This window comes from Sedimentibacter saalensis (assembly GCF_007830175.1).
Classification (GTDB): domain Bacteria; phylum Bacillota; class Clostridia; order Tissierellales; family Sedimentibacteraceae; genus Sedimentibacter; species Sedimentibacter saalensis.
This window is the reverse complement of record NZ_VLKH01000014.1, coordinates 88,814-99,323: the sequence shown is the minus strand read 5'-3', so window position 1 is coordinate 99,323 and position 10,510 is coordinate 88,814. Positions and strand designations below refer to the sequence as shown.

Genomic DNA, 10,510 nt, shown 5'->3' with positions numbered 1-10,510 from the left:
ATGTCGGTGTTGCTGGATATGTTGTTCCGTCTGAATTTTGCAGATAATGTTCTACCGTAAAACCAACGCTATCCACTGTGTAATACAGTTTCAATTTTGTTGTTCCGTTCGGTGCTTCCACTACCGCTGATGTTACTCCGTCTACTGCTCCGCTAACATATGTCCAGCCTGGGTAACTATTTTCATAGGTATCGTCATATACTGTCGCTCCAGTATTTGCACTGTCTGTTTCTGTATATGTCGGTGTTGCTGGATATGTTGTTCCGTCTGAATTTTGCAGATAATGTTCTACCGTAAAACTATTTTGTGGTACCGTAGACCATATTGCATATAACTCAACATCATGGTTTGGCATTTGGAATTTCTGTCCAGGATAATAATTGTCTCCGCTACCATCGGGTAATGTATTCCACTTTACAAAATTATGATTTGTATAAGTAAACCCATTATCTAACACAGTAACCCAGTCGTATTGTTCGTAAGCAAAATTAGGATCTGATGTACTACCGCCGTCAGCACCATTAGCATGGTATTCGACTGTATAGTCCAATATTTCAATCCGTATTTTTTTGTCTCCCATAGCATCAAAACCATTTTCAGCATAGTCCAATCCAATATAAAATGGATCAGAAAACGTAATTTCCCCCAAATTTATAACCAACCAATTTGTAAATTCATATGGCATATTGGTGACAGGATCATTTGGGCCATATTGAACTCCATCAATATTAATCGGCCCGTGAATTTTTTCATAAATACCTGTTAATTCATCGTAGTAATATGATGTGTCATTCATAGCCCCATCATAATATATTACGCCTATAAGAGTCTTTAGATCTACAGCAGTATTACTGGCGTTGAAAGCAACATAGAGATTCTCTGTGCCTTCCTCAACCCAAGCTAAGTATCCTACAAGATGATTATTAGTCGATTGTCCCATTGCATCCATTACACCAGCTTCGGTAGTATAAACCCCTCCGTCTCCGATTCCTGCAAGCATAACGGGGATGTTCAATGCATCTAAATTGTAATACAGTTTTACTACTGAAGATTCATCTTCCAACACCATTACTGATGTTTCTCCGTCGACCAACCCGCTTACATACGTATATCCATCATACGTAGTTTTTTGATAATCATCATCATGTACAATCTTTTCAAATGTTCCAAACTTTTCGGTTTCACTTGCAATTTCCGGGAATGTACCATCCTCCAACTGCTTATAGTGTTCTACAGTAAAGGTGATTGCTGAACCAGTTGTCACTGTTGAAATACTATTATCCAATGGATTGTCTATAATTACTGGTTCTTCAGCTGCACTTACCAAGCTGCTCGGCATTGCTGGCATCATCATCATCAACGCAATTACTAAACAAACAACTTTTCTAAACATATTTTTATTCATATAATTTCCTCCTTTCTTTAAAATTCTTGTTTCTCCTTTTGAACTATGCAAAAATTTATTAATAAACATTTCAATTTTTACACCTCCTTTCTTCAAGTTATTAATAAGTCTTGTTTTATATAGAACAACCCCCCAAGTAAAAGCAGTTGTTGCTAACTAATTTAAAGATGAGATCCTTCGCTTCCTAGGATGTCATTAAAACTAATGAAACAAAAAAGCTGCAAAATAATTATTTAAAATTAATTTGCAGCTGAACGGTCATAGCATTATGCTTTAGACTTCTCGCTTTGCGTCCCTATCTTTCAATAGGTTTGCCAATATTCAATTTTGCTTCATACATCATAGATACCACAAATAGCTAGTCTTTAAACATAAATAACATTTATACTATATTATGTTTAAAATAATGAACTTTTATACAATTTGTTCCTCTTTTTCCATTAATTTTACAAATAACTGAGCTATGGCCGGGTCAAATTGACTGCCTGCTTTTTCACTTATTTCATTAAGAGCGTCTCTCTTAGTCATAATGTTTTTGTATGGTCTGTCATTAACCATTACATCGTAAGCATCAGCAATGGCAAATATCCTGGCTACAATTGGAATTTCCTCATTTTTGAATAGACCCGGGTATCCCTTTCCATCCCATCTCTCATGATGTATTAAAATCAATTCATCAATAGGTGAAGCGTCCCGAAATTCCCGCGCAATATAGTAACCGATTTCACTGTGCCTTTTCACAGTCTCCCATTCTTCATTGTTCAATGTTCCAACCTTTTGAAGAATGTTTCTTGACACACCTATTTTTCCTATATCATGGAATTCACACAATAATCTTAATTCTTCTTTTTCTGCTTCTGTCAACTCTAGGGCCTCTGCCATCAGCATAGTGAGACCCTTGAGGCGTTCGTAATGAGATTTGGTTTCGTATGTGATTTTTTCCAGCCTGCTCTTTAAAAACTTAATCATTGAAAGCTTTGCTTCCTTGCTTTCCTTTAGTTTTTTAAAGTACATTCTGTCTTCAGCTTTCTTAAGTACCTTTTGGATATCTTCATCCATTGTTTCCTTTGTAGCAACTCCAAAACTTATGTTGATTTTTACGTAATCCAGTGTGTTCTTGTCACATTTTTCTTTTATTCTTTCAACTATATCGACGGCAGTATCACCTGTGGTTTTCGGCAATAGTACTACAAATTCATCTCCACCGATTCTACTGATAATATCTTCATCCCTGAATGAGCTTGTCATAATTTCAGCTGCTTTTTTTAGAGCATTATCACCCATGTTGTGACCAAACGCATCGTTTATGAGCTTTAAACCATTTATGTCTCCCATTATAAGGCTTATTGGCAGCTGTCTTTTCGTATCCAGCCTCGCCAGCTCTTCTTCAAAGAAATTTTTATTATACAATCCTGTCAGACGATCCTTGTAGTATAATTTCTTTATGTCTTTAATATTATAAACATTTTGTTCATTATCAGATTGGCTGTAAGGATATTGAACATTCTGTTTAATATATGTTATATCAACGTAGTATATTACAAGCAGATCATCTTGACTGCTCTTATCTGAAAACATGTTGATTAGATACCATCTTTCAATTTCCTTGATATAAATTTCAAATTTAAATTTAGATTTTGGAATCATATAAAAATATAATTCCTTAAGGCCCAGTTCGTTTGAATAGTCCACAACAATCTCTGAAAATCTTCTGCCTAAAATTCTATCCGGAACGATGTTGGCAGCTTTATAAAATGTATCACTTATGTACACAAGCTCGTAGTCAATAAAATTTCCTTCTCTGTTATAAACGGCCTTGAACTTTAAATAAAAATCATTCTTTGAAGGGTATTCCATTTCATCACCCCTGTTTCAGGAAGTATTTTTGCTTATTTATTAATCAATATTATATATTAAGTCAATTACATTTCTATTATTTAGCGATTATATTTTTATTACATTTCAATTACATTCTAATTACACCATAATCATTTGTATAAAATCTAAAAAGGTCTAACTTCGATAATACCGAATTCAGACCTTTCATCTTAAAATTCATTTTATGTTGGCAGAGTACAATTAAATTCTTTGCTGTCTAATTTTTCAATATTTCTATGGCCATACTTTGTTTGCTTTCATTCCAGTCCACAGTTCATCCCCGTCATCTTCTAGCATGTAGTCATGGCTGTTTGTAGCCTCCATTATAGCTTTGTAATACCATTGATCATTTGTAATGTCCTGCCAGAACATTGCATTTGGATGAATATTTTCTTCTGGCACTGCTCTTCCTAATACATTATTAATCAACGTCATTGCTTCAGCTCTTGTTATATCTTGTTCAGGTCTGAATGTTAAATCCGGATAGCCTTTTATCCAACCTTTTATTTCAGATGATGTAATATATTTTTCTGCCCAATGTCCTAATATATCTGTAAAATTACTTGAGCTGCTCAAATCAAGATTATCAAATTTTGCTGCTATAGTTGCAAATTCTGCTCTTGAAATAGGTTCTGACGGTTTAAATGTCCCATCAGGATATCCTTTGATTATACCTGCATTGTTCAAAGTTGATATTGCACGATTTGACCATTCATGGTTCATTAAGTCTGTAAATGAGTTTTCATCGCTTAACAATTCATTTCTGCTTTCATCAGTCAAAAGTCTATAGAAAATCATTGCAACTTCTTCTCTTGTTATATTGTTTAGAGGTCTTACATCTCCTTCTGGATAACCAATTACATATGCAAAGTGATCTGTTTTCTCTAGATTAGCCAAAGGAATTTCTATGTCTTTAATGATGGTTCCGCCGCCACCATTGCCACTTCGTCCTGACTCTTCATCGTCATCTGAATCTACAGGATCTGATGGAACTGCTGGTGTTGCTGGTTCTACCGGATCAGTTGGTTTAACTGGATTAGTAGGATTTTCAGAGTTTTCTGGGTCTTCTGGATCTTCTGGGTCTTCTGGATCTTCTGGATCTTCAGGGTCTTCTGGGTCTTTTGGATCTTCAGGATCTTCAGGATCTTCAGGATCTTCTGGGTCATCTGGGTCTTCTGGATCTTCAGGGTCTTCTGGGTCTTCTGGGTCTTCTGGATTTTCTGGTTCTTCAGGATCTTCTGGGTCTTCTGGATCTTCAGGGTCTTCTGGGTCTTCTGGGTCTTCTGGATTTTCTGGTTCTTCAGGATCTTCTGGGTCTTCAGGATCTTCCGGATCTTCTGGGTCTTCTGGGTCTTCCGGATCTTCTGGATCTTCTGGGCCTTCTGGATCTTCTGGATCTTCTGGATCTATCGGATTTTCATTTGGTGTATCAACTGTTATACCTATAAATTCATGACCATTTCCATTTACATCAATTTGAATATTGAATGTATTATTTAATGTTAATTCTCCTAAATTTGCTATAACAAAATAATTTTTACCTGTAGAATCAGAATTCTTTTTTAAAGCATCGAATTCAAATCTTCCATGGTCATTTGTGAGTATGAGTTTAGTAATATTTACATTACCATAAATTGCTGAACCAGTTACAGTCTTACTAAAACCTGAATTTTCATAATATTCTACTGATTCAACCTTCTTTGGACTCATTACTGATACAGCTACATAGAGATCATCATCGTCATACCATATGGCATGCAGCTTTGATTGATTATTAGTTGAGCTAATTCCAAGTTCAGAATACACATCACCATCTACGTCAATTTCCATAGCTTCACTTGAAGAATCTCCATCTTTAGGTTTAGCACTAACTATACTGCTTGGCATTACAGGCATAATCATCATCAATGCTATTATTGCACAAATTATTCTGTATAGATTTTTGTTCATTTTATAACCCCCTCGTCCTAAGTGTCAGTTTTATGTTCATTTAAGCAACTAATTATAAATCATTAACCGTACTTATTTTCTTCCAGTCTGCATTTAAGTCTCCGTACAAGTTGCGTTTTTGTGTTTGCTTAATATTATTATATGTATTTGTAATTACATCTCAATTTTTTAGCAGTTTCATTTCAATTTCATTTCAATTACATTTTAATTACGCCAAAAAACGACAAAAAAACAGTCTTGAAAAAGACTGTTAGTTCATTGCTATTGTGATTGTGTGCATTAGTGAATAATATCCTAGCTTAAATATGAGATTCTTCGGGCTGCGCCCTCAGAATGACACGGCAGCCTTCAAAGAGGCTGCAATTATATCAAAGTATTTTCAGACACTAAGGGCTGAAAAATCATATTTATTTCATTTTCATTTATTTTCATATAACTTTTCATATTACTTGCAATTCTGTTTTCAATAATACTCACTCCGTCTCCCCTTACGTCATGGAGCATTATGAGTATCTGACTATCGTTCCAGAATGTAAACACATCGCCCTTTCTCAAAGTAGTCTTCAGAAGCATTGCCCACTCCCTTGAAATATTTGCCAGTGACTCATGGCTGTGCAAACCTCTTTTGTTGAAGTTAATAATGCAAAGATAGTCATACTCGTTATTTCTTATGGATTTTCTTTTCTGAAGATTGAACAGAAATTTAAAATACTCAAAATTACAGTGCATTGCACCATTTTCTGCAGCCTCTTCAAGCTGCATCTTTATAGAAGACAAATCAATATCTGTGTTTTTATGAGAATTATTATGTATTTTTTTCCGCAGATCTATAAACCTATTCGAAGGCTTTGCATCCATTTCTCTTTCTAACAGATTCAATGCATATTCATAATGGTTCATTGCAGCTTTTGATTGACCAAGATTTAGCATGGCTTCCATCAGATTGATGTGGATTTCTTCTTCATAAGGTTCAGAAAGAAGCGCCTTTTCACATAATGCTATGATTTCTTCATTTTCCCCTTTATCTTTTAAGAGTTCAAACAGCTTGGACAATGTTTTTAAATATAGCCTTTGATAATAGTTCCTTGTGGGAACCAGCCATACTTCATATGCATTGTCAGACAAATATAATCCCTTATAAAGGCTTATGGCTTCTTCATAATACTCAATAGCGCTGTTTGCATTTGTAGTTCGCTCTGCATCGCCCTTTAGAATCAGCCTTTCAAACTCGTCAATATCGACAACAGTATTTTCACCTATTTCAAGACAATAATACCCGTTGGTGAAATTGATGTTGATATATTCCTCTGCATCAATACCATCCGGCAGCAGCATCTTGATTATTTTTCTCAGTCTGAAAATCTGCGTTCTGAGCATGTTTTTAGGGTCGTCGGAATCGCTTTCAGACAACAAATTATCAATGATTGTATCCGGCAGCAGCTTTTTGTTTCTAAAAGTAAGAAAATATTCAAAAAGTTTGTATATTCTGTATGTGCGGCTGGATTCTTTTAGCATTGACTGTCCATTTGCTTTTATATCAAATTCTCCCAATGTATTAATGTAAAGTTTCATACCGTGTCCCCCAATTTTAGCCTTACAATATATTACATTATATAATTATTTATTAATATTTTCAATAAAAAATAATCAATAAATTTACTTTTTATGGAAATTTTTAGGCATTTTATGCTATGCATTGTTTTTTTTGTTTGATTGAATCAGTTCATTCACAAAAAGTGACGGCGCGCCTGGGACAATGATATTAAGCACTTTTTTTGCCCTTGTCATTCCCACGTAAAAAATTCGTCTTTCTTCTTCAAGAATTTTTTCATATTCTACTTCAGACATGTTTTTCTTCTCTGAAGGAAATTCACCGCTTATGTTGTCAATCATGTACACATGATCATATTCAAGTCCCTTGGCACTGTGAATAGTTGTAAGTGTCACATTGGCATTTTTGTTTTCAGAGGCATTTTTAATAACCTCCTGAAGGTTGTTGATTTTATCTATAAATTCCCTTATATTTTTGCAGTATGAACCTATCTCTTCAAGTATCTCCAAAATATGAAGAGAATTTGACATGTTATTTCGCCCTTCCTCCTGCATTCTCTCCAGATAATTTATATATTCCAGTTCCATTTTAATGAAGCGAATTGCATCCATTGGTCTCAATTTGTTCAAATAATTGATGTCAATTTTGAATTGATGTATTTTATCATATACGTAGTGATCAAAATACCTGTAGTTATCGAGAATATCAAAGACTGTAAGGTCCTCTCTAGGGCTGTCAGTTACAATCTTGCACATACCTTTTGAAAAGTATGTGTAGCTTTTATAGTATATCCTTGAAAAGGCATCTCTGTCTTTAGGATTTAGGGCCAGATTTAAGAATGCCATGACATCATATAAAACCGGGCTGCTGAAAAATTTTGTTTTGTCTTCCTTAATATAAAAGTCTATTTTATTTTCATTGAGATTGTTGGCCAAAATCATGGCAGACATATTATATCTGAACAAAATGCCAACTGTCTGGTCATTTGCTTGCAAAAGTGCTTCAGTTATTAGTTTTGCCTGTTCGGCTCTATTCTTGACACGAATTATATTTATTTCATTTATTCTTTCATTGTCTGTATTGATTGCTTTTGCATATCTTTTTTTATTTCTTTCTATGAAGTGCCTTGCACCTTCCACAATGTTCTTATCTGACCTGTAATTGTTGTTAAGATAAAAAACTTTGCCGTCCTTGTATATGTCCCTGAATTCTAACATGAAATCCGGATAACTGCCTCTGAATGAATAAATTGCCTGGTCGTCATCTCCTACCATGAACAAATTGTCATCTGTTATAAGCTTTATGAGTTCATGCTGTATCTTTGAAGTATCCTGCATTTCATCTATCTGCACATACTGGTAAGTATTTTTTATGTAATCCCTGTAATAATCTGAACCTTTGATAATTTTGTAAGCAAAAAGAAGCATATCATCAAAATCAATAAGCCTGTTTTTTGATTTGTACGTGCGGTATGTTTCGTAAATGGTGTCAAAACCTTTTATTTCTATGCCGTAGTCTTTGTATTCAGCTGGATTTATCATCATGTTGTTTACAAAACCAATGGCTGATGACAAATTTTCAATTTCTTCATCGCTTACATAATTGAAATAAGATTTTGAATAATGAGATTTGAGTATTTCTCCAAGGATGTGATAACTGTTGGTCAATAGTTCAAAATCAATGCCTTTTCTATTGTAAAAGCTCTTCACAATTTTATAAGAAAAGGCATGAATGGTTGAAAATTCGGTTTTTGATTTATACACGCTGCCAAAATAAGATTGAAACCTGTTTTTCATGTCATTGGCTGCCATTTTTGAAAATGTAATTGTCAAAACTTTTCTGCTGCATTTGTTTTCATACAGCAATCGTCCGGCCCTGGCAATTGTTACGGTAGTCTTTCCTGAACCAGCCGTTGAAAGCACAAGGGCGTTTCCCTTATCAAATGAAGCAGCTTCCATTTGCTGACTGTTCAGATTTACGCCGTTAATTTCTTTTAAATAGTCATAGTATTCCATATTCACCTGTTAATCATTGATTACTCTTTCAAACACTTCTGCAGTTCTTATCTTCACAGGAGCACATCCTTCTGTTTCACTTCTGTGATGAGCTTTGATATTCGCACAGTCCAAAGCTCCGAATTCTTTTTCAAATTCTGCAACAAATTGTTTTGTTTTTTCTTTCATCTTATCATTTGTTGTAGGTCGTTCTTCAGTGTACATCAACCCAATTGCTGCTAAAGCTCCCAAAAGGGCTCCGCATGTGTTTTCTGTCTGAAAACCTCCGCCAAATGGGCATACAGCCTTAAAAAATCTTTCATCAAGTCCCAGTTTGTACTGTTCATCAGCGGCCATCAGCATTATCTCTGCACAGTTTTTATGGTATAATGGCTGTTCATCCAAAGGGTGTGCCAGTTCTTCTTTATTTAATTTATCAACAATATTCTTCATATGTCACTTCCTAAAAAAAGTAAATCAGCATGCTCATAAATGTGGTTATTATCATACCAAAGGCTAAAATGAAACATACGGCTCTTGTGAAGTTGCCTGCTCTTTTATATTTGTTCATTAGAATCCTCCATTTTTAAATGATATATATTATAACATATCAAATGAAATTTTAACAGCTTGAACTATAATTTTTATGTAGAAATTTATTTAAACTTTACATTCTAATATTTTACATTGCAATATTTTCATGTTGATATATAATTGATATACAAGAATTGTGCAATAACAACAGTTCCGCGTGAAATCAACTTTTGCTTAATAAACGAAAAGGACATATTATGATAAAAAAAATTAAACATAAGAAGTTAATTGCTGTAGTATCAGCAATTTTAATTATTATTGCTGCAATTGCAATATTAGAAGAAGTTATAGAGCCCTCAGGATATATTCGCCCGGACTATCAAAAGGAAGATATAAGCATCATTTTAGAAAAGGAAACTTTTACAGAGGAAGATTACAAGCAGCTTTTTTATCAGACAGGCCTAGGCAAAACAGCTGTAGACGAGCTAATGAAAAAATCTGATGGAAAATCTGAAATAATTAAGTTTCAGGAAATATTCTTCAGAGATAATGAAGTTTTATGCGAACCCATAGGAATAATCACAAGTCAGGAATCAATTGTAAATGATGAAGGAAAGCCAATGTATGGATTTAACTTTGCGCCCTATGAAAACGGATATGTTCTCATAACAAAGGCAACCCATTCTCTTGGCTGGCGCCATGGACATGCAGCCATAATAACTGACGCAGAAAGAGGAGAAACTCTTGAAGCAGTAATACTGGGAACAAACACAATGTTTCAAAACATCAACAAATGGAGAGTTTACCCCTCATTCATGATGCTGAAGCTGAAAGACACTTCACAGGAAACATTGGATGAAATAGCAAAGTTTGCAAAAAATAATCTAAATGATGTTCCCTACGGATTGTTTGTTGGTCTTTTGAGCAGCAAAAATCCTGTTCCTGAAAAACTCAAGAGCACTCAGTGCTCACATCTTGTGTGGTATCCGTTCATGCAAAATGGATATGATGTTGACTATGACGGTTCATGGCTTGTAACGCCAAAGGACATTGCCAACAGTGATTTGTTTGAAGTTGTTCAAATATACGGAGTTGACCCTGAAGAAATCTGGCCTTAATCAATTATCATATATTCTATTTCCGAAACGTAGGGTCAGACTACTGTCCTCCCGCTGAACAACTGTATTTTTCACTGCC

General features: G+C 34.7%; 6 protein-coding genes, 1 pseudogene and 1 riboswitch. Of the genes and pseudogenes, 1 reads left to right on the top strand and 6 read right to left on the bottom strand.

The features are described from left to right. The 6 genes and pseudogenes from LY60_RS17215 to LY60_RS17190 all read right to left on the bottom strand — a co-directional run. A pseudogene (locus tag LY60_RS17215) lies at positions 1 to 1,456 on the bottom strand (InlB B-repeat-containing protein); the annotation flags it as partial. A gap of 191 nt (positions 1,457 to 1,647) precedes the next feature. Next, positions 1,648 to 1,731, bottom strand: a riboswitch (cyclic di-GMP riboswitch). Positions 1,732 to 1,819: 88 nt separating this feature from the next. Further along, positions 1,820 to 3,262: an HD-GYP domain-containing protein gene (locus LY60_RS17210; RefSeq protein ID WP_145086810.1), complete on the bottom strand. Its 1,443-nt coding sequence runs from the start codon at positions 3,260 to 3,262 to the stop codon at positions 1,820 to 1,822. Positions 3,263 to 3,517: 255 nt separating this feature from the next. Then, positions 3,518 to 5,233 carry an S-layer homology domain-containing protein gene (locus LY60_RS17205; protein WP_145086807.1) on the bottom strand — a complete coding sequence of 572 codons (1,716 nt, stop codon included), beginning with the start codon at positions 5,231 to 5,233 and terminating at the stop codon, positions 3,518 to 3,520. A gap of 363 nt (positions 5,234 to 5,596) precedes the next feature. Beyond that, entirely contained in the window at positions 5,597 to 6,805 is a 1,209-nt protein-coding gene (locus LY60_RS17200) for a bacterial transcriptional activator domain-containing protein (protein WP_145086804.1), read from the bottom strand. Positions 6,806 to 6,922: 117 nt separating this feature from the next. Beyond that, a complete protein-coding gene (locus LY60_RS17195) occupies positions 6,923 to 8,800 on the bottom strand; it encodes an ATP-dependent helicase (protein ID WP_145086801.1) in 1,878 nt (625 codons plus the stop codon). Between the two features lie 9 nt (positions 8,801 to 8,809). Further along, positions 8,810 to 9,232 carry a C-GCAxxG-C-C family protein gene (locus LY60_RS17190; RefSeq protein ID WP_145086798.1) on the bottom strand — a complete coding sequence of 141 codons (423 nt, stop codon included), beginning with the start codon at positions 9,230 to 9,232 and terminating at the stop codon, positions 8,810 to 8,812. Positions 9,233 to 9,570: 338 nt separating this feature from the next. Here LY60_RS17190 and LY60_RS17185 point away from each other — a divergent pair, with 338 nt between their 5' ends. Beyond that, entirely contained in the window at positions 9,571 to 10,431 is an 861-nt protein-coding gene (locus tag LY60_RS17185) for a hypothetical protein (RefSeq protein ID WP_145086796.1), read from the top strand. Positions 10,432 to 10,510 lie beyond the last annotated feature (79 nt).